23 protein-coding genes, 1 rRNA gene, 1 pseudogene and 1 riboswitch are annotated in these 24,245 nt (G+C 70.8%); of the genes and pseudogenes, 7 read left to right on the top strand and 18 right to left on the bottom strand.

The window, feature by feature from the left end; translation table 11 throughout:
- Positions 1 to 16: 16 nt before the first annotated feature.
- On the top strand, positions 17 to 679 hold the full coding sequence (locus tag ACZ4VW_RS31625; protein ID WP_467968423.1) for a pyridoxamine 5'-phosphate oxidase family protein: 663 nt from the start codon (positions 17 to 19) through the stop codon (positions 677 to 679).
- A gap of 43 nt (positions 680 to 722) precedes the next feature.
- Here ACZ4VW_RS31625 and ACZ4VW_RS31620 read toward each other — a convergent pair whose 3' ends face one another.
- The 3 genes from ACZ4VW_RS31620 to ACZ4VW_RS31610 form a co-directional block, all read right to left on the bottom strand.
- Positions 723 to 1,670 (bottom strand): DMT family transporter, encoded by a 948-nt coding sequence (locus tag ACZ4VW_RS31620; RefSeq protein ID WP_467968454.1) that lies wholly within the window; start codon positions 1,668 to 1,670, stop codon positions 723 to 725.
- A 191-nt stretch (positions 1,671 to 1,861) separates the two neighbouring features.
- Complete coding sequence (locus ACZ4VW_RS31615; RefSeq protein WP_467968421.1) at positions 1,862 to 2,848, bottom strand: EamA family transporter; 987 nt, start codon at positions 2,846 to 2,848, stop codon at positions 1,862 to 1,864.
- A gap of 41 nt (positions 2,849 to 2,889) precedes the next feature.
- Complete coding sequence (locus ACZ4VW_RS31610) at positions 2,890 to 3,408, bottom strand: Clp protease N-terminal domain-containing protein (protein ID WP_467968419.1); 519 nt, start codon at positions 3,406 to 3,408, stop codon at positions 2,890 to 2,892.
- 248 nt (positions 3,409 to 3,656) lie between these two features.
- On the opposite strand from ACZ4VW_RS31610, the pseudogene ACZ4VW_RS31605 reads away from it, so the two are divergent.
- Positions 3,657 to 3,867 (top strand): annotated as a pseudogene (locus ACZ4VW_RS31605) (hypothetical protein).
- Positions 3,868 to 3,953: 86 nt separating this feature from the next.
- A complete protein-coding gene (locus tag ACZ4VW_RS31600) occupies positions 3,954 to 4,388 on the top strand; it encodes a type II toxin-antitoxin system Rv0910 family toxin (protein WP_467968417.1) in 435 nt (144 codons plus the stop codon).
- A 77-nt stretch (positions 4,389 to 4,465) separates the two neighbouring features.
- Here the strand turns inward: ACZ4VW_RS31600 and ACZ4VW_RS31595 are convergent, their stop codons facing one another.
- Positions 4,466 to 5,092 carry a PadR family transcriptional regulator gene (locus ACZ4VW_RS31595; protein ID WP_467968415.1) on the bottom strand — a complete coding sequence of 209 codons (627 nt, stop codon included), beginning with the start codon at positions 5,090 to 5,092 and terminating at the stop codon, positions 4,466 to 4,468.
- 150 nt (positions 5,093 to 5,242) lie between these two features.
- Here ACZ4VW_RS31595 and ACZ4VW_RS31590 point away from each other — a divergent pair, with 150 nt between their 5' ends.
- Positions 5,243 to 6,052 (top strand): PhzF family phenazine biosynthesis protein, encoded by an 810-nt coding sequence (locus tag ACZ4VW_RS31590; RefSeq protein ID WP_467968413.1) that lies wholly within the window; start codon positions 5,243 to 5,245, stop codon positions 6,050 to 6,052.
- A 75-nt stretch (positions 6,053 to 6,127) separates the two neighbouring features.
- Here ACZ4VW_RS31590 and ACZ4VW_RS31585 read toward each other — a convergent pair whose 3' ends face one another.
- Together ACZ4VW_RS31585 and ACZ4VW_RS31580 are read right to left on the bottom strand one after the other, a co-directional pair.
- Entirely contained in the window at positions 6,128 to 6,925 is a 798-nt protein-coding gene (locus tag ACZ4VW_RS31585; RefSeq protein ID WP_467968411.1) for a CPBP family intramembrane glutamic endopeptidase, read from the bottom strand.
- A gap of 92 nt (positions 6,926 to 7,017) precedes the next feature.
- The gene (locus tag ACZ4VW_RS31580) at positions 7,018 to 8,517 is read right to left on the bottom strand and encodes a glutamate-cysteine ligase family protein (RefSeq protein ID WP_467968409.1); all 1,500 of its coding nucleotides are present in this window, start codon (positions 8,515 to 8,517) and stop codon (positions 7,018 to 7,020) included.
- A 483-nt stretch (positions 8,518 to 9,000) separates the two neighbouring features.
- On the opposite strand from ACZ4VW_RS31580, the gene ACZ4VW_RS31575 reads away from it, so the two are divergent.
- Both ACZ4VW_RS31575 and ACZ4VW_RS31570 read left to right on the top strand, forming a co-directional pair.
- Positions 9,001 to 9,600 carry a hypothetical protein gene (locus ACZ4VW_RS31575; protein WP_467968407.1) on the top strand — a complete coding sequence of 200 codons (600 nt, stop codon included), beginning with the start codon at positions 9,001 to 9,003 and terminating at the stop codon, positions 9,598 to 9,600.
- Positions 9,601 to 9,946: 346 nt separating this feature from the next.
- Complete coding sequence (locus ACZ4VW_RS31570) at positions 9,947 to 10,153, top strand: DUF5999 family protein (RefSeq protein ID WP_137990635.1); 207 nt, start codon at positions 9,947 to 9,949, stop codon at positions 10,151 to 10,153.
- Between the two features lie 90 nt (positions 10,154 to 10,243).
- On the opposite strand, the gene gcvP is transcribed toward ACZ4VW_RS31570, so the two are convergent.
- Positions 10,244 to 13,129, bottom strand: a complete 2,886-nt coding sequence (gcvP, locus tag ACZ4VW_RS31565; protein WP_467968405.1) for an aminomethyl-transferring glycine dehydrogenase — start codon at positions 13,127 to 13,129, stop codon at positions 10,244 to 10,246.
- A gap of 177 nt (positions 13,130 to 13,306) precedes the next feature.
- Positions 13,307 to 13,405: riboswitch (glycine riboswitch) on the bottom strand.
- A 125-nt stretch (positions 13,406 to 13,530) separates the two neighbouring features.
- Between gcvP and ACZ4VW_RS31560 the strand changes: the two genes are divergently transcribed.
- Complete coding sequence (locus ACZ4VW_RS31560; RefSeq protein WP_467968403.1) at positions 13,531 to 13,896, top strand: PRC-barrel domain-containing protein; 366 nt, start codon at positions 13,531 to 13,533, stop codon at positions 13,894 to 13,896.
- Positions 13,897 to 14,049: 153 nt separating this feature from the next.
- Here the strand turns inward: ACZ4VW_RS31560 and ACZ4VW_RS31555 are convergent, their stop codons facing one another.
- The 11 genes from ACZ4VW_RS31555 to rrf all read right to left on the bottom strand — a co-directional run.
- Positions 14,050 to 15,402 (bottom strand): DNA polymerase IV, encoded by a 1,353-nt coding sequence (locus ACZ4VW_RS31555; RefSeq protein WP_467968401.1) that lies wholly within the window; start codon positions 15,400 to 15,402, stop codon positions 14,050 to 14,052.
- Positions 15,403 to 15,509: 107 nt separating this feature from the next.
- Positions 15,510 to 16,139, bottom strand: coding sequence for a MerR family transcriptional regulator (locus tag ACZ4VW_RS31550; protein WP_467968399.1), 630 nt, complete (start codon positions 16,137 to 16,139; stop codon positions 15,510 to 15,512).
- Positions 16,140 to 16,313: 174 nt separating this feature from the next.
- A complete protein-coding gene (locus tag ACZ4VW_RS31545) occupies positions 16,314 to 16,787 on the bottom strand; it encodes a bifunctional nuclease family protein (RefSeq protein ID WP_158985224.1) in 474 nt (157 codons plus the stop codon).
- A gap of 53 nt (positions 16,788 to 16,840) precedes the next feature.
- Positions 16,841 to 17,584: a transcriptional regulator FtsR gene (gene ftsR / locus ACZ4VW_RS31540; RefSeq protein ID WP_467968397.1), complete on the bottom strand. Its 744-nt coding sequence runs from the start codon at positions 17,582 to 17,584 to the stop codon at positions 16,841 to 16,843.
- A gap of 29 nt (positions 17,585 to 17,613) precedes the next feature.
- Positions 17,614 to 18,531, bottom strand: a complete 918-nt coding sequence (locus ACZ4VW_RS31535; protein WP_467968452.1) for an FHA domain-containing protein — start codon at positions 18,529 to 18,531, stop codon at positions 17,614 to 17,616.
- 82 nt (positions 18,532 to 18,613) lie between these two features.
- Positions 18,614 to 19,420, bottom strand: coding sequence for a DUF881 domain-containing protein (locus ACZ4VW_RS31530; protein WP_467968395.1), 807 nt, complete (start codon positions 19,418 to 19,420; stop codon positions 18,614 to 18,616).
- Positions 19,421 to 19,425: 5 nt separating this feature from the next.
- Positions 19,426 to 19,758: a small basic family protein gene (locus ACZ4VW_RS31525; RefSeq protein ID WP_015032176.1), complete on the bottom strand. Its 333-nt coding sequence runs from the start codon at positions 19,756 to 19,758 to the stop codon at positions 19,426 to 19,428.
- Complete coding sequence (locus tag ACZ4VW_RS31520) at positions 19,755 to 20,684, bottom strand: DUF881 domain-containing protein (RefSeq protein ID WP_467968393.1); 930 nt, start codon at positions 20,682 to 20,684, stop codon at positions 19,755 to 19,757. The genes ACZ4VW_RS31525 and ACZ4VW_RS31520 overlap by 4 nt, the downstream gene beginning before the upstream one ends.
- Before the next feature lie 100 nt (positions 20,685 to 20,784).
- On the bottom strand, positions 20,785 to 23,280 hold the full coding sequence (locus ACZ4VW_RS31515) for a sugar phosphate nucleotidyltransferase (protein ID WP_467968451.1): 2,496 nt from the start codon (positions 23,278 to 23,280) through the stop codon (positions 20,785 to 20,787).
- A 116-nt stretch (positions 23,281 to 23,396) separates the two neighbouring features.
- On the bottom strand, positions 23,397 to 24,005 hold the full coding sequence (locus ACZ4VW_RS31510) for a CDP-alcohol phosphatidyltransferase family protein (RefSeq protein ID WP_467968391.1): 609 nt from the start codon (positions 24,003 to 24,005) through the stop codon (positions 23,397 to 23,399).
- Positions 24,006 to 24,153: 148 nt separating this feature from the next.
- A 5S ribosomal RNA gene (gene rrf, locus ACZ4VW_RS31505) occupies positions 24,154 to 24,245 on the bottom strand; the annotation flags it as partial.

The following is a 24,245-nucleotide window of genomic DNA, read 5'->3' as shown; positions in this document are numbered from 1 at the left end:
TGCAATGGAGAAGGCAATGACGGATTCCTACGAGCCGACCGAGCGGACCGTCCCCACCCGTTCCCGCCACCGCGCTTCGTACGACCGCGCGTTGGTGCACTCGATACTCGACGAGTCGTACGTCTGCCACCTCGGCTTCGTCCGCGACGGAGCGCCCGTCGTGCTGCCGACGCTCTACGGCCGGATCGAGGACCGCCTGTACGTCCACGGCTCCACCGGTTCACGCCCGCTGCGCATGGCGGGCGGCGGCGCCACCGATCCCGGACTGCGGGTCTGTCTGACGGTGACCCACGTCGACGGCCTCGTCCTGGCCCGCTCCGCCTTCCACCACTCGATCAACTACCGGTCGGTCGTGGTCCACGGCACCGCCCACCAGGTCACGGACGCCGAGGAGCTGCGCACCGCCCTCGACGCCCTGGTCGACCACGTCGTGCCGGGCCGCTCCTACGACTCGCGCCCGGCCGACGCCAAGGAGCTCGCGGCCACCGCCGTCCTGCGCCTCGACCTCGACGAGGTCTCCGCCAAGGTCCGCACCGGCGGCCCCAACGACGAGCCGGAGGACGCGTCCCTCCCGCACTGGAGCGGTGTGATCCCCGTACGGAAGTCCTACGGAACGCCGATCCCGGCCGACGACCAGGACCCGGCCGTCGCCCTGCCCGACTACCTCTCGGTCATCTGAGCCCGCCCTCTCCGCCGCCCCCCGCCGGCCCGCGCCCGCCCACCTACGCCATGGCCTCCCGCCGCCGCACCGCCGCCGACCGCGCCTCGCCGTACGCGAGGCCGGTCACCGCCGTGAGCAGCAGCAGCGTGCCCAGCACGGTGGCGACGGTGAGCCGCTCCCCCAGCACTCCGACCGCGATCACCGCCGCGCTCACCGGCTCGAGCAGCATGATCACGGACACGGTGGCCGCCCGAACCACCGCCGCCCCCGCGAAGTAGAGCGCGTAGGCGAGCGCGGTCGGCACCGCCGCCACGTACACCAGCAGCCCGAGCATCTCCCAGGGGCGGTCGGTGTGCGGGAAGAGGCCCTCGACGGCCGCCATCGGCAGCAGCCCCACCGCGCCGACGGCGAAGGCCCAGGTGGTCGTCGACAGAGCGTCGGAGCCGCCGCCGTCGCGGCCCAGCCACCGGGTGAGCAGGGTGACGACGGCGTACCCGGCCGCCGAGAGCACCGCCAGCGCCACGCCCAGCGGCCGGACCTCGCCGCTCGCGCCGCCCAGCATCCCGCCCAGGACGAGGACGAGGAGTCCGGTGAGCGCCCCGGCGACTGCCGCCAGGCCACCCCGGCCGAGCCGTTCGCCCAGGACGAGCCGGGCGCCGAGCGCGATGAGCACGGGGCCCGCGCCCAGCGTGACGACCGTGCCGACGGCCAACCCGGTGGCCTCGACGGCGGCGAAGTAGGCGCTCTGGAAGAGGGTCAGCCCGGCCCCCGTACCGAGGATGCGGATCAGTCGGCGCCGGCGCGGTTCCGTCACGTCGGCGGCGGGTCGCGCGGGCCGCAGGGCGAGCGCGCCGAGCAGCAGCGCCAGGCCGCCGACGCAGCGCCAGAAGGACATGGCCAGCGGGCCCATGTCGCTGACCTGGAACACCACCGAGGCCGCGGCCCCGGCCGTGCCCCAGGCGATGCCGGCGACGATCAGATAGAGGAGGCTCCGCCCGACGGCAGGCATGGCTGCCGCGGGCGCGGAGGAATTCGACACGTGCTTCTCCGTGTGAAGACGGGTGGTGTGGTCGCTGGACTCCGCACGCGGGCAGCGACGAACCGCTCGGGGACTGCCCGAGCCCGGTCTTCGTCAGGGAGAGTGCCGCCCGCGCCTAGACGGCGGGAGGCGGAAGGACGGTCGCATGCATGGTCAGCACCCTAGGGGGCGGTCCGGCCGCCGGACAACTCGGATGCGCGGGCGCTCGCCTCGGACCCGGCCACCGGCTCCGTCGAGGCCGGCTTGGGCGTGGACGACTGGGCGATGAACGCGCCGATCAGGACCACCGCGCCACCGATGATCTGCGGCGCCGCCAGGTGCTCGCCGAGCAGCACCCACGCCAGCACGGTCGCGATCACGGCCTCCAGGCAGGCGACGACACCGGCCACCTGCGGCGACAGCCTCCGCACCGAGACGATCCCGGTGACGTAGGCGAGCACCGTGGCGATCAGGATGATCCAGCCCAGGAGCAGCCAGGCGGCCACGCCCGTGCCGTTCATGTCCGCCTCGCCGCCGAGCACGGACCACTCCATGCCCCACGGACGCGCGACGACGGTGAGCACGAGGGCGCCGATGAGCAGCCCGTAGGCGATGACGCCCAGCGGGTCGACGGGGTCGGACTCGTCGCCGCCGTGGTCGGAGAGGACGAAGTACCCGACCTGGCAGCAGGCGGCGCCGAGCGCGAGCAGCAGCCCGATCAGGTCGAAGCTGAGCCCGGACCACACCTGCACCACGCACGCCAGGCCGCCGACGGCGAGGACGACGCCGAGCGCGGCGGCGCGGGTGACCGGCCGGCGCTGGACGAAGCGGACCCAGCCGAGGACGAGGGCGGGGGCGAGGTACTCGATGAGCAGCGCGACCCCGACGGGGATGCGGGAGATCGAGGCGAAATAGCAGGCTTGGACGCCCGCGACGGCGAGGAGCCCGAAGCCGGCGAGGAGCGCGGGCCGGCGGCGCAGGAGATCGCGGTGGCGCCAGGCCACCGGCAGCATGACGAGGGCGGCCCCGGCCACCCGGAGCCACACCACATGGAGCGGGTCGAGTCCCGCCTCGATGAGCGGCTTCGCCGCCACACCTGAACCACCGAAAGCGAAGGCCGAGGCCAGGGCGAGTCCCAGGCCGGCGCTTCTCCCCTGAGACGCGTGCATCGGGCCATGATGACAGGACGGCGTCAGGCGCGTAACCCCCGTTACACCTGTTGAGACAGCTCGCCGATACGGGTGGTCAGCGCGACCGGATCGACCCCGGCACGGCCGAGCACCTCGACGGCCCGGCACTCCGGATCCGCGGCGATCACGGCCAGCAGGTCGAGGCCGGTGGCGCGGGGATCGCCGCGCAGCGCGGCCCGCTCCCAGGCACGGCTCATCGCGGCGGCCGCCGCGGGCGACCAGCCGTCCGCCGCCGGATCTCCGTCCCGTACGACGGCCAGGGTGCCGGAGTTCTCGACGGAGCCCTGCCAGCGCAGGCCGTAGCCGATGGAGCGCTGGACGAGGTAGCCGAGCACCCGGGCGAGCTGCGGCCGGCCCTCGAAGGCGGCGCCGGCCGAGGGGTCGGACTCGATGAGCGAATGGAGCAGGTGGGCGGTGTCGATCTGCCGGTCCCCGTCGCGCAGCGCTCTGCGGCGCGCCGTCGCCACGACGGTCGCGAGTTCGGGGGTGAGGCGGCCGAGGTGGATCTCCGGGCGGCGGGCCGCAGGCTGCCGGGGCACGGGCTGATGGGCCACAGGCTGCGGGGGCACACGAGGGACGGGACTATGCACGCTTCCACCTCATCAGCCACGAGCGGCCGAAGCATCCCCGGCGAGAAGCATGTGCGCATCCCACCGGAGGTGGGCACGGGCGAGCGACCTCTCCTCCCTGCGGAGGAGATTTCCGGCCTTCTCCCCCTGGGGGCGCGCGCCGCCTTGCTTTGCGCCCCGAATGCAACCCAGGCGCCCTCCGGCTTCGTCCCCCCAGCATGTTCTGGATGGTCGCCCTCCTCGCGCTCGACGGGCGGCAGTACGTCTACCGCGTGTACGCACCGCGGGAGGCGCTGCCGGCCGATCTCTTCTGGGCCGCGTTCCACTGCCACGACGAGAGCGGCGGGCCGCGGGCCTCCGACCGGTTCGACTCCGCGCGGATCTGGTGGAGCGGCGACACCCAAAGAACTGACGGTTCATCAGTATTGAATGTTCACGGCCGCGCGGCTACGTTCCGTCGACACCAGGGACCGGCAGGAACACGAGAACACGGGAACCCGTGAAGGGGTGGTCGTATGGCCGAAGTCAGCGCGGAGGCACGCATCGAGGCGCCGGCCGAGAAGGTCTGGGCGCGACTGACGGACTTCACCTCGTACGGAGAGTGGAACGCCACCCACACCAGCTTCCCGAACGGGGGGCCGGCCTCGCTGGAGACAGGGGCCACCTTCGCGGAGAACATGAAACTGATGGGCTTCCCCGCCGAGGTGACCTGGACGGTCGAGGAGCTGGAGACGGCCCGGGTGCTGGCCATCCGGGGCAAGGGGCCGATGGGGGTCGAGGTCGGCACGCGGTACTCGCTCGCGGCGGTGGGTGACGCCACCGCCACCACGCTGCGGATCGACGGCCAGTTCACCGGCGCGGCCGTCTCGCTGATGGCGGGCAAGCTGAAGGACTCGGCCACCGCGGCCCTGAACGAGTCCCTTCGCAAGCTGGCCGCCCTGGTGGCCTGAGACGGACCTGAAGGAGGGGCCCGTCGGCGATCCGCCGCGGGCCCCCTCCTTTTCCCGTACTCGCCCCGTCCCGCCGCTCAGCCCTCGTCGGCCAGGATCAGGTACAGCTTCTTACGGGCCTCGTTGATGACTCCGACGGCCTTCTCCCGCTGCTCCGCACTGCCGGTCTTCCAGACCTGCCCGAACGCCTCCATCAGACCGAAGCCGGCCTGTCGGACCTCGTTCAGCGCCTCCCAGTCGACCCCGCGCCCGGCCTCTTCCCACGGGGCCTCCGGCCCCGACTCGGCCTCGGCGCGGCCGGCGTCGGTGAGCGTGAACAGCTTCTTGCCGCCGTCGCTCCGGCTGACGATCAGGCCCTCGTCCTCGAGGAGCTGGAGGGTCGGGTAGACGGAGCCGGGGCTGGGCTTCCACGCCCCGCCGCTGCGCTCGCCGATCTCCTGGATCATCTCGTACCCGTGCATCGGGCGATCCTTCAGCAACGCCAGGATCGAGGCGCGCACATCACCGCGCCGCGCCCTTCCCCTGCCGCCGCCGTGACCGCGCCCGCCGGGGAAGGGGCCTCCCCGGAACGGTCCGCCGCCGAAGCCCGGCCCGAAGGGGCCGAAGGCGGCACGCCGCCCCTCGAACTCACCGCGCGGTCCTCCCCCACCGCGAGGGCCGGGTCCGCAGTCTCCATGTCCGTGTGGGTGTCCATGTGAACGCATCGCAACGCTCCTTCCATCGGGTGTACATCGTTGAACTGTCGCGATGTCTCATCGATATATCGGAACAGTTCGTTTGCCAACACTCGTCCGGTCCAGTCGTCCCGGATTGGCCTTGGCCTGCGGCTTTACCGCGCCGGTACGGTCCGTGCCATGCGGATCCGAATCGTCGACGCCTTCACCGACCGCCCCTTCTCCGGAAACCCGGCAGGGGTCCTTCTCCTCGACTCGTTCCCCGACGACCACTGGCTCCAGAAGGTGGCCGCCGAGGTCAACCTCTCCGAGACCGCCTTCGCCCACCCGCTGCCGCCCGGCGGCGAGGCCGACTGGGCCCTGCGCTGGTTCACCCCCACCACCGAGGTCGACATGTGCGGCCACGCCACCCTCGCCACCGCCCACGTCCTGCACACGACCGGCGCCGCGACGGGCACCGTCCGGTTCGCGGCCCGCTGCGGCGTCCTCAGCGCCACCGCCGAGGAGGACGGCACCCTCACCATGGACTTCCCGACCTCCGCGCTGACCCCCGTGCCGGCCCCGGACGGCCTGGAGAAGGCGCTGGGCGCGGAAGTCGTCTCGGTCCACGACACCGCCGCCCACATCGGCGACCTGGTCGTCGAGCTCCGCGACGAGGCGGCCGTCCGGTCCCTGCTGCCGGACTTCGCGGCCCTGGCGCACCTCTCCGACCGGGGTGTCATCGCGACGGCCGCGGCCGAACAGCCCGAGCGCGGCTACGACTTCGTCTCGCGCGGCTTCTTCCCCCGCGTCGGGATCGACGAGGACCCGGTCACCGGCAGCGCCCACACCGCGCTCGCGCCGTTCTGGTCCGCGCGCTTCGGACGCGACGACCTGACCGGCTTCCAGGGCGGCGCCCGTACCGGCCTGGTCCGCACCCGGCTGCGCGGCGACCGCACCCTGCTGACCGGCCACGCGGTCACCGTCATCGACGGCGAACTGCACGCCTGACCCGCACACGACGAAGGGGCGTACGGCCGTCGCCGTACGCCCCTTCCGCTCGTTCCCCTGCCCTTCGTTCCCCGCCTACGCGGTCGGCAGCCAGCCCACCTTCCCCGCCAGCAGCCCGTAGCCGACGAAGGCCACGATGTCGAGCAGCGCGTGCGCCACCACGAGCGGCCCCACCCGCCCCCAGCGGCGGTAGAGCAGCACGAAGACGACGCCCATGACGACGTTCCCGACGAAGCCCCCAATCCCCTGGTACAGGTGGTACGAACCGCGCAGCACCGAGCTCGCCACCAGGGCCGCCATGGGCGTCCACCCCAACTGCCCGAGCCGGCGCAGCAGATAGCCGAGGACGATGACCTCCTCCAGCACGGAGTTCTGCACCGCCGACAGGATCAGGACGGGGTACTTCCACCACACGTCCGGCAGCGACTCGGGCACGACCGTCAGATTGAAGCCGGTCGCCCGCGCCACCAGGTAGAAGGCGAGACCGGCGCTCCCGATCCCGGCGGCCACCAGGGCGCCCCGCCCGAGATCCGGCCACGGCCGGGTCCGGTCGAAGCCGATCGCCCGCAGACCGGACCCCTCGCGCAGCAGCAGATGGGCGACGAGCAGGACCGGCACGAGCGCCGTCGCGATGCCGAAGAGCTGCCAGGCCAGATCGAGCCAGGGCCGCCCGGGGGCGTACGAACCGTTGAGCGTCGCCGCCTGCTCCTTCAGCCCGCCCGGCTTGGTCAGCGAGCCGATGAAGCTGATGAGGGACGACACCGCGCTCGCCCCGAGCGAGAGAGCCAGGACGATCAGGGTCTCGGACCGCAGGACCCTGCGCGGCAGGCCGTCGGGGGGAAGCGAACCGGCGACCACTCGTTGCTCCGACACCACACCTGTCTCCACTTCCCCATCGCGTTCCGCGTACGGAGATCATGCGCGACGGGCCGGGCCGGACGCCATTCCGGGCCCGTAGGCGACGCCTACCTGAGCCCCACCGGCCACCGGTGCACCGGTTCTCCGATGTGCATCAGCTCGGCGTACCGGCGGGTCGTGGCCGCCAGGGCGGCCTCGCGGTCGAGGCCGGACCGCCGCGCCCGGCGGAAGGTCTCGGCCTGCCAGGAGGCGCCGTTGACCCGTCCGCGACAGCGCTCCTCGATGACGCCGAGGTAGAAGTCCCGGTCGGCCGGCTCGACGTGCCAGGCGTCGAGCCCCGCGGCGGCCAGCGGCAGCAGCTCGTCGAGGACGAGACGGACCGCGGAGACGGGCGCGACCCCGCCCGAGCGCCCCGGCCGGGGCCAGCGCAGCTCCGCCTCGATCCCGTGGCGGCAGGCGGTGTCGAAGTTCGCGGCGGCGTCCTCGAACGCCAGCCGCTTCCACACGGGCCGGGTCTCCTCGGCCAGCGCCCGCACGAGTCCGTAGTAGAAGGCCGCGTTGGCGACGACGTCGGTGACCGTCGGTCCGGCCGGCAGCACCCGGTTCTCGACGCGCAGGTGCGGGACCCCGTCCACCCAGCCGTAGACCGGCCGGTTCCAGCGGTAGACCGTCCCGTTGTGCAGGACCAGCTCCTGCAGGCGTGGCACCCCGCCCTCGTCGAGGACGAGGAGCGGGTCCTCCTCGTCGCAGATCGGCAGCAGTGGGGGGAAGTACCGCAGGTTCTCCTCGAAGAGGTCGTACGCCGAGTCCACCCACCGCTCCCCGAACCAGGTGCGCGGCCGCACCCCCTGGGCCTGGAGCTCCGGCGGCCTGGTGTCGGTCGCCTGCTGGAACAGCGGGGGACGGGACTCGCGCCAGAGCTCCCGGCCGAAGAGGAACGGCGAGTTGGCACCGACCGCGATCTGCACCGCCGCGACCGCCTGGGCCGCGTTCCACACCGCCGCGAACCGGCCCGGGGTGACCTGGAGGTGCAGCTGCACGGAGGTGCAGGCCGCCTCGGGCACGATCGAGGAGGAGGTGCAGGTGAGCCGCTCCACGCCCTGGATGTCGAGGGCGAAGTCCTCGCCCCGGGCGGCGACGATCTGATCGTTGAGCAGGGAGTAGCGGTCGACGGCCGAGAGGTTCTCGAAGACGAGATCACGCTGGGCGAGCGTCGGCAGAATTCCGATCATGACGACGCCGGCGTCGACCTCACGGGCCTTGCGGTCGGCATACCCCAGACCGGTCGTGAGCTCCTCCGCGAGCCGGTCGAAAACGCGGCCGCCGAGACGGTGCGGAGCGATGTTCACTTCGAGGTTGAACATTCCGAGTTCGGTCTGGAAATCGGTGCTCGCAATGCGCTTGAGGACTTCGCCATTCACCATGCGGGGCATGCCGTCCGCGCCCGCGAGATTGAGTTCGATCTCGAGGCCCATCAGGTTCTGCGGACGATCGAACCTCTTCTCCGCCAACAGCCTCGCAAGCCCCGCAAGACACTGCTGGAGCTTCCTTCGGTATCTCTGCCGATCGGACAGGTCGAATCCGTCTGCCACGACCTTCTCCCCCATCGAAGCTTCCCTCCCCGATTGGGCGGCCACGGCGACGGCCGCGCGCGTCACGGACGATGATGCCCCGACGCGCTGATCCATAACGCCTGCGGACCGACTCGCTCGACGAGTAAGCTGGATTGAGCAATCCTCCGGCACGTCCCGGAGGCACGCGGCACATGACATATTCCGCGGCCATAATCGCGGAAAGCATGGGGTCGATATCTGGCCGTCCGAAGCGACCACGACGTCGCAGGCGGGCGAAGTGCCGCCCTCCCAAAAAGGAGCGAATCGCCGCGCGAACGAGACCGGATGAAGCCTTGCCCGCAATATCGGCGACAGCTAGCGGAAACACCGCGTGAACACGTCTCGTATAAACTCTGCGGACGAGGCAGAGTGTTGGCGCCCGGCCATGGCTTCATGGCCCCTTCCGGCCCGGCAGCCCACAGCGCCGTCGTACCTGCCCACGCATCACCGTGTCTCCTGAGCGAGAGGCGACCCACCATGCTCCGACCCTCCCCGGCCCCTGCGCCGGCCCTGCGCAGCGTCCTCGCGGCCCTCGGTTCCCCCACCGCCGTCCGCGAAGCGCGAACTCCCGCCCTGCGGGCCGCCCAGGGGCCGCTGAGCCCCGAGCTGCCCCTGCCCGTCCATGTCCTCGACGTACGGGACCAGGTCGTACCGTCCGCACAGGAACCGCGCACGCGGCTCGCCGGCTGGCGCTTCCTCATCCGGGGGACCGACCGGGCCGTCGCCGCCGCCGACACCATGCTCACGCCCGACGGCTGGTCCTTCTCGCACTTCTTCGAGGGCCCGTACGTCACCGCCACCGAACGCGCCCTGCTCCAGGCCGAAGCGCTGCCGGTGACGTACCAGCCCCGGCTGCTCTCCATACCGGAGCTGTACATGCTGACCCTGTGGCTCCACGGCGACACGGAGGCCGACGGCGCGTCCACCTCGCCCGCGCCCGCCGACCTCCTGATCCCGCTCGCCCCGGCGCCGCCGGGCATCGCCGCCCACCGCCCGCACCAGGTCGCCGACCTGCTGCCCGTCCTCACCCTGCGCCTGGCGCCGCCGCCGCTGTTCGGCACGCCGGCGCCGGCCTGAACCACCGCAAGCGGTACCGCACATGCCCCACACCCTCCGCGCACGCCCCGCGGCCGACCGGGCCGCGGGGCGCCGTGCTGCCCGAACGCCGAGGTCGAACACCCTGACCCGGACGGACTAGCCCACCAGGGCTACTGCGAACCACCCGAAGAGACCGCCCAGTTGAGCTGAACCGCCCGCGCGGGTGATACGTCTTCATGCAGTAGGAAGAGCTGCCGTGAAATACCTGCGGATCGACGTCCGTAGGGGAACACTGGACCAACCGAACCGACAACGGGGGGCGGCCATGAGCACCGCATCGAGCCGCAGGACGACAGACACCACGACGCAGCGAAAGAACCCACCCATGTGCCAGCACCAGCCAGCCTGTCCCACCGCCGACTCCGCCGACCGGGAGGCGGCCCGACTGATGGCGCACCACCCGGAGCAGGGGTGGAGCCTGCTGTGCAACGGGGTCCTGCTCTTCGAGGACACCGGTGAACTGCTGCCGGACGGACAGATCATCGCCCCGCACCGCCCGCTGACGGCGGGCCGGGTGACGACCGCCGCCTGACCGCGGGCGGCACATGACAAGGGCCGGCCCGGAGGAATCCTCCGAACCGGCCCTGAAACATGCCCGTCGCCGAGGGCACTCAGCTCATGCTCAGTTGTCGTACTCGTCCAGCGGCGGGCAGGAGCAGACCAGGTTGCGGTCACCGAACGCGCCGTCGATCCGACGGACCGGCGGCCAGTACTTGTCCGCGGCCGACACACCGGCCGGGAAGACCGCCTCGTCACGGCTGTACGCGTGGTTCCACTCGCCGCCCAGCGCGGCCGCGGTGTGCGGGGCGTTGCGCAGCGGGTTGTCCTCGGCGGGCCACTGGCCCGACGCGACCTTCTCGATCTCGCCGCGGATGGCGATCATCGTGTCGCAGAAGCGGTCGAGCTCGGTCAGGTCCTCGGACTCGGTCGGCTCGATCATCAGCGTGCCGGCCACCGGGAACGACATCGTCGGCGCGTGGAAGCCGTAGTCGATCAGCCGCTTGGCGATGTCGTCGACGCTGACGCCGGTCGCCTTGGAGAGCGGGCGCAGGTCGACGATGCACTCGTGGGCGACCAGACCGGCCGGACCGGTGTAGAGCACCGGGTAGTGCGGTTCCAGGCGCTTGGCGATGTAGTTCGCCGCGAGGACGGCCACCTGCGTGGCGCGCTTGAGGCCCTCGCCACCCATGAGACGCACGTACGACCAGGAGATCGGCAGGATGCCGGCCGAGCCCCAGGGGGCGGCCGAGATCGGGCCGACGCCCGTCTCCGGGCCCGCGGTGGGCTGGAGCGGGTGGTTCGGCAGGTAGGGGGCGAGGTGGGCGCGGACGCCGACCGGACCGACACCGGGACCGCCACCGCCGTGCGGGATGCAGAAGGTCTTGTGCAGGTTGAGGTGCGAGACGTCGCCGCCGAACTTGCCCGGCTTGGCGAGACCCACCAGCGCGTTGAGGTTGGCGCCGTCGACGTACACCTGGCCGCCGGCCTCGTGCACCTCGGCGCAGATGTCGGCGACGTGCTCCTCGAACACACCGTGCGTGGACGGGTAGGTGATCATCAGCACGGACAGCTCGTCGCGGTACTGCTCGATCTTGGCGCGCAGGTCCGCGACGTCGACCTCGCCGTCGTCGGCGGTCTTGACGACGACGACCTTCATACCGGCCATCACCGCGGAGGCGGCGTTGGTGCCGTGCGCGGAGGACGGGATGAGGCAGACGGTGCGCTGCAGGTCGCCGTTGGCACGGTGGTAGGCGCGGACGGCCAGCAGACCGGCCAGCTCGCCCTGCGAACCGGCGTTGGGCTGGATCGACACCTTGTCGTAGCCGGTGACCTCGGCGAGGCGCTCCTCCAGCTCGGTGATGAGCGTCAGGTAGCCCTGCGCCTGGTCGACCGGGGCGAAGGGGTGGATCTGGCCGAACTCCGGCCAGGTCACCGGCTCCATCTCGGTGGTCGCGTTCAGCTTCATGGTGCAGGAGCCGAGCGGGATCATGCCCCGGTCGAGCGCGTAGTCGCGGTCGGCGAGCTTGCGCAGGTAGCGCAGCATCGACGTCTCGGAGCGGTGCGCGTGGAAGACCGGGTGGGTGAGGTACGCGTCCGAGCGCAGCAGCCCGGCGGGCAGCGCGTCCTCGGTGGCGGCGTCCAGCGCCTCGATGTCGGCGTCGACACCGAAGGCGCTCCACACGGCGGCGACCTGGGCGCGGCCGGTGGTCTCGTCGCAGGAGACCGACACGTGGTCGGCGTCGACGAGGTACAGGTTGACGCCGGCCTCGCGGGCGGCGGCGACGGCCGCGGCGGCCTTGCCGGGCACACGGACGGTGAGGGTGTCGAAGTAGGAACCGTGCACCACCTCGACGCCACCGGCCGTGAGGCCCGCGGCGAGGACGGTGGCGTAGCGGTGGACGCGCTGGGCGATCTGCTTCAGACCGTCCGGGCCGTGGTAGACGGCGTACATGCCGGCCATGACGGCGAGCAGCACCTGCGCGGTGCAGATGTTGCTGGTGGCCTTCTCGCGACGGATGTGCTGCTCGCGCGTCTGCAGGGCCAGGCGGTACGCCCTGTTGCCGTCGGCGTCGACGGAGACGCCGACGAGGCGGCCGGGCAGGGAGCGGGCGTGCTTGTCCTGGACGGCCATGTAGCCGGCGTGCGGGCCGCCGAAGCCCATCGGGACACCGAAGCGCTGGGTGGTGCCGACGGCGATGTCCGCACCGAGCTCGCCGGGCGAGGTGAGCAGGGTCAGCGCGAGCAGGTCGGCGGCCACGGTGACGATCGCGCCGAGCTCGTGGGCGGCGTCGACGAGCGGCTTGATGTCGCGGACGGCGCCGGAGGCACCCGGGTACTGGACGAGCACGCCGAAGACGCCGCGCTCGGCGATCTCGGCGGGGATGCCCTCGGACAGGTCCGCGACGACGACCTCGACACCGGTCGGCTCGGCACGGGTCTCGATGACGGCGATGGTCTGCGGCAGGGCGTCGGCGTCGACGAGGAAGACGCCGTTCTTGACCTTGCCGACGCGCCGGGACAGCGCCATGGCCTCGGCGGCCGCGGTGCTCTCGTCGAGCAGCGAGGCGCCGGAGGTGGGCAGACCGGTGAGGTCGGCGACCATGGTCTGGAAGTTGAGCAGCGCCTCGAGACGGCCCTGGGAGATCTCCGGCTGGTACGGCGTGTAGGCCGTGTACCAGGCGGGGTTCTCCATCACGTTCCGCAGGATGACCGGCGGGGTGAAGGTGCCGTAGTAGCCGAGGCCGATCATGGGAGCGAGGACCTGGTTGCGGTCGGCGAGCGCGCGCAGCTCGGCGAGGACCTCGGCCTCGGTACGGGCGGCGGGCAGGGCCAGCGCCTCGGCGTTCTTGATCACGTCCGGCACGGCGGCGGCCGTGAGCTCGTCGAGGGAGCCGTAGCCGACCTGCGCGAGCATCTTGGCCCGTGCTTCGGCGTCGGGCCCGATGTGCCGCTGCTCGAACGGGATGCCCTGTTCGAGTTCGGAGAGCGGAGTGCGGTTGGCGGTCATGTACGGAGGCCTCCTGGTCGTCACGACCTGCGAGGGGCACCACGGCGCGGGTGCCCGGACGGCCTCCCCCTCTGTCATCTCAACCTGAGAGCTTCACCGGCACGCCGAAGGCACGCCGGTTTTCACCGTCGGTGAGAGCGGATGCCGTCGGACCTCCGCTCTGCTTTCCAGAGTGACCTCGTCCGTGCGGTACAGGGGCCTGAGAGATTCCGGGGAGGATTTGCTCCTTCGGCGCCTCCGAAAGGTTTCTCCGGAGGACTCTCCCGCACAGGGTCGACAGCCACAGCCAGCCTACCAGCGCGGTTCTCGGTCCCATCGCTCAAGTGGCCGACATCCCAGATGTGCACTTTCGTATTCTTTGTAGGTCTTCGTAGATGCAGTTGCGACCTGTTGGAGGGACCGTGCAGACCGACATCGATCCGCGCAGCCTGATCGGCCGCAAGGCGTACGACCGTGAGGGACACAAGATCGGGACCGTGGACGAGGTCTATCTGGACGACGCCACGGGCGTTCCCGAGTGGGCCGCGGTCCGCACGGGCCTCTTCGGCCGGGACGCGTTCGTCCCCCTGGAGCCGAGCGAGCTGGCCGACGACGGCCTTCACATCCCTTACGAGCGGTCTCTCATCAAGGACGCACCGGACTTCGGCGTGGGCCGGCATCTCTCCCCCGAGCAGGAACTCCAGCTCTACCGCCACTACAACATCGCGCTGCCCCCGCCCCCTCTGGACCGCGACTTCGGCCGCCTGGCGGGCCAGGAGGAGGGCTGACGGGCCCTCCCCGCGACGCCCCGCCGCACGGCCCCGGCCCCGTGGCGGCCGGGGCCGTCGGGGGCGGGGCTCGCGGCGTCGCCGGCGAGACCGTCCGTGCCGGGGCCCGGGCATGTGGCAAAGCCCCGCCTGGCCCGCGACACCCGGCACCCCCTAGGCGACCGCCGCCTCCCCGCCCGTACGCCCCACCAGCGGCAGCGGCTCCGCCACCTCCAGCTCGGGATCGTCCACCAGGAAGGTCCGCACCCGCCCGGGCGCCGACCCCGGCTCCTCGAAGCGCACGGTGACGCGCCCGACCCCGCTGCCCTGCACCCACCCGGCGCCGTAGACCGCGTGCCGTACGTCGTGTCCGGGCGACCAGCGCCGCTCCGCCGGTTCCTCCGGTGCGGGGACGTCCGGCTCGGGCACCTCCGCCTCCACGGCCGCGGAAGGCTCCGCCGCCTGCGCGAACAGGTCCTCCTGGGTGTAGTCCGCGAGTCCGCTCACCCCCACGCCCAGCAGCCGTACGCCGCCCGTGGTGTCCACCCCCTCCAGCAGCCGCCCGGCGGCCTCCCTTACCACCACCGGATCGTCGGTCGGCCCGCGCAGCGTCTCGGAACGCGTCAGCGTCGAGAAGTCGAACCGCCGCACCTTGAGCACGATCGTCCGTCCGGAGTGACCCGAGGCCCGCAGTCGCGTGACGCACCGCTCCGCGAGCCGCTCGACCTCGGTCCGGATCCGTACCCGGTCGTGCAGGTCCACGTCGAAGGTGTCCTCCACCGACACCGACTTCGCGTCGCGCTCGGCCACCACGGGCCGGTCGTCGTACCCCTGGGCCATCCTGTACAGGGACGCCCCGTGCGCCCGCCCGAGGAGCCGTACGAGCTCGTCCTCGCCCGCTTCCGCGAGGTCCGACACCGTCGTCATCCCGGCGCGCCGCAGATGCTCCCCAGTGGCCGGCCCCACGCCCGGCAGGATCCGCACCGACTTCGGCCCCAGCAGCTCCCGCTCGGTCCCCGGCTCTATCAGCACCAGACCGTCCGGCTTGGCCTCCTCCGAGGCGATCTTCGCCAGCATCTTCGACCCGGCGAGCCCCACCGACCCCGTCAGCCCCGTGGTGGCGAGAATGTCCCTGCGCAGCCGCTCACCGGCCTCGCGGGCGCCGGCGCTGTCGTCGGCCACACCCCCGGCCTCCAGGTCCACGAAGGCCTCGTCCAGGCTCAGCGGCTCCACCAGCGGCGACAAGCGCCCCAGCAGCTCCATGACGTGCTCACTGATCGCCCGGTAGAAGGCGAAGCGCGGCACGAGATAGGCGGCGTTGGGCGCCAGGCGACGGGCCTGCCCCATCGGCATCGCGGAGTGGACCCCGAAGCGGCGCGCCTCGTACGAGGCGGTGGCGACGACCCCTCGCGGGCCCAGCCCCCCGACGACCACCGGCTTTCCGCGCAGACTCGGCTTCGCCGCCTGCTCGGCGGCGGCGAAGAAGGCATCCATGTCCAGATGGAGGATCGTCGGCGCGGCTCTCACATGTCCGATGCTGCCCTACACCACTGACAATCGGCCCGCACTCACGTACGGACGCGCCAGGGACCGCTCCACACCGCTCCGGCCGCCGGGGTGCCGCCGGTCCGCGGTCAGACCGCCCGGTCGCGCCGTCGCCGCGCGAGCTCGTCGCCCGGGTTGTGGCCGATCAGCGTCTCACCGGTGTCGACGCGCTCCCCGTGCAGCTGCGAGAGCGCCGCCTCCACGTCGCGCCAGACCACACCGACCGCGATCCCGAAGACACCCTGCCCGCCCTGCAGCAGATCCACGACCTCGTCGGGCGAAGAGCACTCGTACACCGTGGCCCCGTCGCTCATCAGCGTCATCCGCTCCAGGTCCCGGAAGCCACGGGCCCGCAGATGCTGGACGGCCGCCCGGATGTTCTGCAGCGCCACTCCTGTGTCCAGGAAACGCTTGACGATCTTGAGGACGACGACATCGCGAAAGCTGTACAGCCGCTGCGTCCCGGATCCGTACGCGGGCCGTACGCTCGGCTCGACGAGCCCCGTACGCGCCCAGTAGTCCAGTTGGCGGTAGGTGATCCCGGCCGCCGCGCACGCCGTCGGACCGCGGTATCCCACCACGTCCGTACCGGATGCTCCGTCCGCGTCCACATCCGCGTCCGTACCGAAGTCGCCCACACTGCCGTGAAGCGGATACGGACCGCTCTCCCCGGGCGCCCGCCCGGGGGAGCCCCCTGCCGTACCGTCGCCGCTGCTCATCACGCCGACCCTCCGTCCTTGACCTGCCCACACGAAGGTAGGCAGTCACTCGGGGTGCGTCAACGATCGCCACACTCGGCACGCCGAGTGATAATCACCCTGAGAGTGGTTTCCCGTGACTCTCTTCGGGGAAAGGCTACTCGAATGCCCTGACGGCACCCGGCGCGGACGGCCTCACTGGCTGCTGGAACCGAAGTCCTCCGGGGAGATCTGGTCGAGGAACTCGCGGAACTTCTCCACCTCGTCCTCCTGCTCGTCCGGAATCGCGATACCGGCGTCGTCGAGCACACCGTCACTGCCGAAGATCGGCGTCCCGGTGCGCAGGGCCAGCGCTATCGCGTCGGACGGCCGGGCGCTCACCTCGACGCCGCTGGCGAAGACCAGCTCCGCGTAGAAGACACCTTCACGGAGATCCGTGATGCGGACCTCGGTGAGCTCCTGGCCCACGGCTTCAAGGACGTCCTTGAAGAGGTCGTGCGTCAGCGGCCTGGCAGGGGCCATGCCCTGCTGGGCGAAGGCGATCGCGGTCGCCTCACCCGGTCCGATCCAGATGGGGAGGTACCGATCGCCTCCCACTTCACGCAGGAGCACGATCGGCTGGTTGGAGGGCATTTCCACCCGGACACCCACAACGTCGAGCTCGTTCACACAGCAACCCTAGGACGTGCCCGACCGGTTTGGGTAGTCGGGCCCCCGCAAGATCACTGCAGCCGGAGCCCCAGAGCGGTCTGGACCAGTGCCGCGTGCAGCCGTACGGAGAGCCCGGCGAGCTCCTTGGCGGTGGCCTCCGCATGGGCTCTGGTCTGCGGATTACGGTGCCGGCGCAGCGGCGCGACCATCTGTTCGACCAGTCCCGCCTCCCGATCGGCGGCCGCTTTGACCGCCCGGAGATGCCTCGGTTCCAGACCGAATCTCCCCAGATCCGCGACAAGTCTCGCCACCGTGATCGCCTCGGCGTCGTAGCCACCCTCGGCTCCGGCGGCGATGAGCCCGTACGACTCCCACTCGGTCAGCTGTTCCTCGCTCACCTCTGCGGCGGCGAGCAGCTCGGCCCGGCCCACCCGGGCGGCGGTCGGGCGGTCGCTCTCCGGCTCCCAGGCCCCGTCGAGGAGATCTCGCTGCGGACTGGGCGACGGCAGCTTGATCTGCTCGCCCCTCGCGAGGGCGTCGAGATGCTCCCGGATGACCTTCAGCGGAAGGTAGTGGTCCCGCTGCATCCGCAGGATCTGAGCAAGCCGCTCCACGTCCTGCGGGCTGAACTTCCGGTAACCGGAGGCCGTGCGCCGGGGCTCGACAAGCCCCTCGGCCTCCAGGAACCGGATCTTGGAGATGGTCACTTCGGGAAACTCGTCACGCAGCTGGTTCAGCACCGTGCCGATGCTGACCAGGCGGTCGCCCGCGGTGGCGGCGCCGTGCCCGGCGCCGCCCGTCGGTGTTCGCAGCATGGACCTTCCCTGAAGGCTTCCCCGAGGCGTCACGCGCCCCGCTGGCTCGAGTAGAAGACCAGCCGGTACTTGCCGATCTGCACCTCGTCGCCGTTGGACAGAACGACCGAGTCGATCGGCTCACGGTTGACGTACGTGCCGTTGAGGCTGCCGACATCGGCCACGGTGAAGCTGCCGTCCTGCGCCCGCCGGAACTCCACATGGCGCCTCGACACGGTGAAGTCGTCGAGGAAGATGTCGCTCTGCGGGTGACGGCCGGCCGTGGTCAGCTCGCCGTCCAGCAGGAAACGGCTGCCCGAGTTCGGACCGCGCCGCACGACGAGCAGCGCCGATCCGGCCGGCAGCGACTCGACGGCCGCCAGCGCCTCCGGCGACAGGGACGGGACGGGGGTCTGACCGGTGACCTCGGCGTCGTACGCCTCGAGGCCGGAGATCGAGATCGTCGACGTCGTCTCGGACGCGCGCTCCACGGGCGCCCCGCCCCGCAGCGGCGTACCGCAGTGGGAGCAGAAACGACTGTCCGCGGCGTTGCTGTGACCGCACCTCGTACACACCGGCATGGACGCATCCTCCTGCCGCGGCTGACCCGCGGAGGTCTGGGTCGCATACGGATCGGGGGTGAACCCGCCACCCGTACCCGAGGTCGATGGCTCTCCGAAACCTATGCGGCCTGCACCGGCAGGGTCAACAGACGACGCGCCCTGGTCGTCGACCTCGTCACGGAACAGCGGACGCTCGCCCGCCTGCTCCTCGCTCTGGGCGTGGCGCGGCGCGCGGTGCTTGGCGTTGCCGCCGTCCTCGCGTGCGCTCTTGCCGAACAACTTCGCAAAAAAACTCACGGGCGATTCCCCTTGACCGAAACAGACCCGCCCGTGGGGCAGGACGAACCCTGAATGAACACACCTGCCGACCCGGACACCTTCACAACGTCCGTATCCTCCGGACAGTTTCCACCACGCACCACGCTTGTGGTGCGGCGACCCCCCGCAACCTCTTCCCCATGTCGCGCGACCGCCACGCCACCCCGCCTCACTGCGAGGACGACTGAGCGTAGTCAGGCCGCTTCGCAGGTCGCAAGGCGTCCACGACGATCTTCTCGGACCGGGCCACGGTCGCCGTGGCCTGCTCCTTCTCCAGTGTCTGGACGACTCCACCGGGGATGTTGAGCGCGGGCTCGAGATCCTCGGGCTTGCCGATGACCTTGAAGACGTACGGAGCGGTCACCTTCGTTCCATCGATCTCTATGTCACCGCCCTCGCCGGTGAAGTAGCTGTCCGCGACGACCCGGACGTCGTTGATCTGGATCGCCTCGGCGCCCGCGGCCCGCAGCTCCTGGATGGCGTCGAGCAGCATGTCCGACTCCACCGCCGCCGCGGCGCCCGCGACGGTCAGCGTGATGCCCGGGCCCTCGGCACCGACGGTGCCGGCCAGGATGCCGAGCTGACGCTCCTTCTCCTGCGTCTGCCTGCGCGCCTCCTCGGCCTGGTCCGAGCTGGACTCCAACTCGGAGCGCTGGGTCTCCAGGCGCGCCTTCTCGTCCTCCAGGCGCTGTGTACGGTCGTCGAGCTCGTCGAGGATGCGGACGAGGTCCTCCTGACGGGCGCCGCGCAGCGCACTGTTGTCACTGGTGGAGCGGACCTGGATGGCAAGGCCCAGACCGAGGACGAACAGCAGGAGCGCGACGATGAGTTGCGCCCGGCTCACCCGCGGCGGCCACAGCCCGGCCGCCAGCCGCTGACGCCCGGTCAGCTGCGGTTCGGAGGGCGCGGGCGCCGAAGGCGTGCCCTTGTCGCCGTCAGGGGTCTCCGGCGTCCCGGGGTGCGCGTCGTTGCTCATCGGCGTCACGCCCGGAACACGTGCCGCCGGATGGCGGCGGCGTTGGAGAAGATCCGGATGCCGAGCACGACGACGACACCGGTCGACAGCTGCGCGCCGACGCCCAGCTTGTCGCCGAGGAAGACGATCAGCGCCGCCACCACCACGTTCGACAGGAAGGAGACCACGAAGACCTTGTCGACGAAGATGCCGTCGAGCATGGCACGGAGGCCGCCGAAGACCGCGTCGAGAGCGGCGACCACGGCGATCGGGAGATAGGGCTCGACCACCGCCGGAACCTCGGGCCGGACCAACAGTCCGACCACCACTCCCACGATCAGGCCCAGTACGGCGATCAAGATGTGCCCTTCCCTGTGTCGGCCGTGGCCTGTCCGGTGGCCCTGGCCGCCCCGGCTCCCCTCGGCTGTGCTGTACGTACGGTCAGACTCGGCGCGGCCGGCAGCCGCACCTCGGCCTCGGCCGAGATGCTGGTGCGGATCCCGAAGTTCTCCTGCAGCGCGTGCAGGTACTGGCCGTCGGCGCTGTCCTGGAACGCGGTGCTCAAGCGCTGCCCGTCCCCCACCGCCAGCACCGTGTACGGCGGCACCAGCGGCTTGTTGTCGACCAGTATGGCGTCGCCCGCGGCACGGATCGCGGACAGCGACGTCAGCCTCTGTCCGTTGATCGCGACGGCCTCGGCACCCGACTGCCACAGACCGTTGACGACCCGCTGCATGTCACGGTCACGGACGCGGCCCGTATCGGAGAACCCACTGCTCTCACGGGGGCCGCCGCCACCCTGCTCGGTGCCCTTGGCGTCGTCGACCACGAGCTTCACGCCCGGGCCGTGCACCGGGGTCGCACCGGACAGGAGCGCCACCAGCTCGGCCTGGTCACCACCGTGCTGTTCGAGCGCCTTGCGCTGTCGCTCCCCCACCTCGGCGCGGATCTTCTCGACGTCCTGCTCCAGCCTGTCGGCCCCGGAGGTCTCCGCGTCGATCCGGTCGATCAGCTCCTGCCGCTCCTTGGCGACGACCGGCGCGGAGATCCGCGCCTCCGCGGCTCCCACGGTCACCACGGCCGCGGCGAGCACCAGGCCGGCCGCGAGGCCCAGCTTGGCCCGCAGCGTGCGCGGCAGACCGCCGCCCTCCGCCGCGCGCCGGGCGGTCGCCTCGGCGTAGCCGTCGTCGAGAGCGTGGTCGATCACGTTGTTCAGCAGCGACATGGACGCGTCCGGACGCGGGGGTGGTGATCCGGTGCTCCGAGCGGGGTGCTGCTGCGACATGCCGCACATCGTCGCACGTCGGCGGGGCTACCGCCGAATGGCCCCACCGAAGAACCGGGAGGCGTCCGCAGGACACCTCCCGGCTCACCCGTCCCAATCGTCAGTGACCTGCGCTGTCGACCACGTTCGACCACTCGTCGAGCAGGGCCTGCGCGGAGGTGTCGTCGGGCCCCTCCGCCCACAGATGGGTGACGGCCTCGGCCGGGTCGGGAAGCACCATCACCCAGCGGCCGTCCGCCTCCACGACCCGTACGCCGTCGGTGGTGTCCACCGACCGGTCGCCGGCCGCCTCCACGACCCGGCGCATCACGAGCCCCTTCACGGCCCACGGCGTCGCGACGTCCCGTCGCAGGACGTGGGCCCGCGGGATACGGGCGTCGATCTGGCTCAGCGTGAGCTGCGTACGCGCCACCAGCCCGATCAGCCGGACGAACGCGGCGGCGCCGTCGAAGACGCTGCTGAACTCGGGAATGATGAACCCGCCGCGCCCGTCGCCGCCGAAGATCGTGGACTCCTCCCGGCCGACCCTGGTCAGGTCGTCCGGAGACGTCGTCGTCCACTCGACCTGCGTGCCGTGGTACGCCGCTACCTGCTCGGCGATCCTCGTGGTCGTCACCGGCAGGGCCACCCGCCCCGAGCGCCGCTCGGCGGCGACCAGGTCGAGCATGACGAGGAGCGAGCGGTCGTCCTCGATGATCCGGCCCCGCTCGTCGACGAGCGACAGCCGCTCACCCACGGGGTCGAACCGCACCCCGAACGCGGCGCGCGCCGAAGCCACGATCTCACCGAGCCGTACGAGCCCGGCCCGCCTGGTCTCCACCGATTCGGTGGGCCGCGATTCGTCGAGTCCGGGGTTGATGGTCAGGGAGTCCACCTGGAGCCGGCCGAGGAGGCTCGGCAGCACGAGCCCCGCGCTGCCGTTCGAGGCGTCCACCACGACCTTCAGACCGGCCTCGGCGATCCCGGAGATGTCGACGTTCCGCAGCAGGGAGCCGGTGTACGAGTCGAAGACGCTCGCCGGGAAGGAGAGGTCGCCGATCTCGCCCGGGAACGCTCTCCGGTACTCCTGGCGGGCGAAGACCCGGTCCAGCTTGCGCTGCCCGGCCTGTGAGAGGTCCGCGCCGCGCTCGTCGAAGAACATGATGTCCACGGAGTCCGGCACACCGGGCGAGGTCCGCAGCATGATCCCGCCGGCGCTTCCGCGGGCGGTCTGCTGCCGTGCCACCGGCAGCGGCACGTTCTCCAGGTCGCGTACGTCGATGGCGCTGGCCTGGAGGGCCGAGATCACCGCGCGCTTCAGGGCACGCGCACCCCTGGAGTGGTCACGCGCGGTGGTGACGGTGGCGCCCTTCTTCAGCGTCGTGGCGTACGCCCCCGCGAGACGTACGGCCAGCTCGGGCGTGATCTCGACGTTGAGGATTCCGGAGACCCCGCGAGCCCCGAAGAGATGGGCCTGCCCGCGCGATTCCCAGATGACGGAGGTGTTGACGAAGGCGCCGGCCTCGATGGTCTTGAAGGGATAGACGCGGACGTTCCCCTGGACAATCGATTCCTCACCGATCAGGCATTCGTCGCCGATGACGGCGCCGTCCTCGATCCGGGCCGCCCGCATGACATCGGTGTTCTTGCCGATCACGCAGCCGCGCAGATTGCTCTGCTGCCCGATGTAGACGTTGTCGTGGATGACGGCCTTGTGGAGGAAGGCTCCGCTCTTGACGACCACGTTCGAGCCGATGACGCTGTGCTCGCGGATTTCCGCCCCGGCTTCGACCTTCGCGTAGTCGCCGATGTAGAGCGGCCCGCGGAGAACGGCGTCGGGCGAGACCTCGGCGCCTTCCGCGACCCATACGCCGGGCGAGATCTCGAAGCCGTCGAGTTCGACGTTGACCTTTCCTTCGAGCACGTCGGCCTGGGCCTTGACGTAGCTCTCGTGGGTGCCGACGTCCTCCCAGTAGCCCTCGGCGACGTAGCCGTAGATCGGCTTGCCTTCCTTCATGAGCTGCGGGAAGACGTCACCGGACCAGTCGACGGAGGTGTCGGCCGCGACATAGTCGAAGACCTCGGGCTCCATGACGTAGATGCCGGTGTTCACGGTGTCCGAGAAGACCTGCCCCCAGGTCGGCTTCTCGAGGAAGCGCTCGACCTTTCCTTCCTCGTCCACGATCGTGATGCCGAATTCCAGCGGATTCGGCACACGCGTCAGACAGACGGTGACGAGGGCGCCCTTCTCCTTGTGGAAGGCGATCAGATCGGTGAGGTCGAAATCGGTGAGCGCGTCGCCGGAGATGACGAGGAAGGCGTCGTCCTTCAGCGCCTCCTCGGCGTTCTTCACACTTCCCGCGGTACCGAGCGGTTTTTCTTCGTTGGCGTAGGTGAGCTCCATTCCGAGCTCCTCGCCGTCACCGAAGTAGTTCTTGACGAGCGAGGCGAGAAACTGCACGGTGACAACGGTCTCTGTGAGACCGTGCCTCTTGAGCAGTCGCAGGACATGCTCCATGATCGGCCGGTTGGCCACCGGCAGAAGAGGCTTGGGCATGCTTGAGGTCATCGGGCGAAGTCGGGTTCCTTCGCCACCGGCCATCACGACGGCCTTCATGTCGGAAGCGTCCTCCTTCAAGAGACAACGGTCCTGCCGACTTCACCTGTCCGCTCGGTGGCCCGGGGGCGTCCTCGTACATGCCGGCGACTCTGCACGGCACGGGACAGACGGGCTCAGTCGGCCGCGGTATCCGCCTTGACGAGTCGGCGGACCTGGACCACGTAGAGGATCCCTGCCCACCAATACAGAGTTGTACCCCATCCGGCGAAGGCCCACCCGAAAACTTCAGCGAGTGACGAAAGCCAGCCCGTTCCGTCACTGAGCAACAGCAAGGGGAAGGCGTACATCAGGTTGAATGTCGCAGCTTTCCCGAGGAAGTTCACCTGCGGCGGCGGATAGCCGTGTCGGCGGAGGATTCCCACCATGACCAGAAGCATCAGCTCGCGGGCGAAAAGGGCGGCGGTCAGCCACAGGGGCAGGACCTCGCGCCACGTCAGGCCGATGAGGGTGGAGACGATGTACAGCCGGTCGGCGGCCGGGTCGAGGAGCCGGCCGAGCTTGCTGATCTGGTTCCAGCGCCGGGCGAGCTTGCCGTCGAGATAGTCGCTGACGCCGCTGAGCATCAGTACCAGCAGGGCCCAGCCATCGCTGTTCGGACCGCCGAACACCGGTCGGAGAATCAGCCACAGGAAGAGCGGCACGCCCACCAGGCGAGCCATGCTCAGGATGTTGGGGATGGTGAGGACCCGGTCCGTCTGAACGCGAGTCTCCTGGACCTCCACCCGGGGGCCTCCTGTGGGAACGTGCCAATGATGCCCCCTGACCCTACCTTCAGCCACGTGGGGGGAGTGCACAGGGGTCACCTGTCCGACCGTGAACGCAAAAATGCCTCTACCCCCGGACGAAGTCCGGGGGTAGAGGCTAAAAATTGTTCGGCGGCGTCCTACTCTCCCACAGGGTCCCCCCTGCAGTACCATCGGCGCTGAAAGGCTTAGCTTCCGGGTTCGGAATGTAACCGGGCG

The sequence above is a fragment of the Streptomyces sp. NPDC029139 genome, from assembly GCF_055564335.1.
This window is presented reverse-complemented; position numbering and strand designations above follow the sequence as displayed.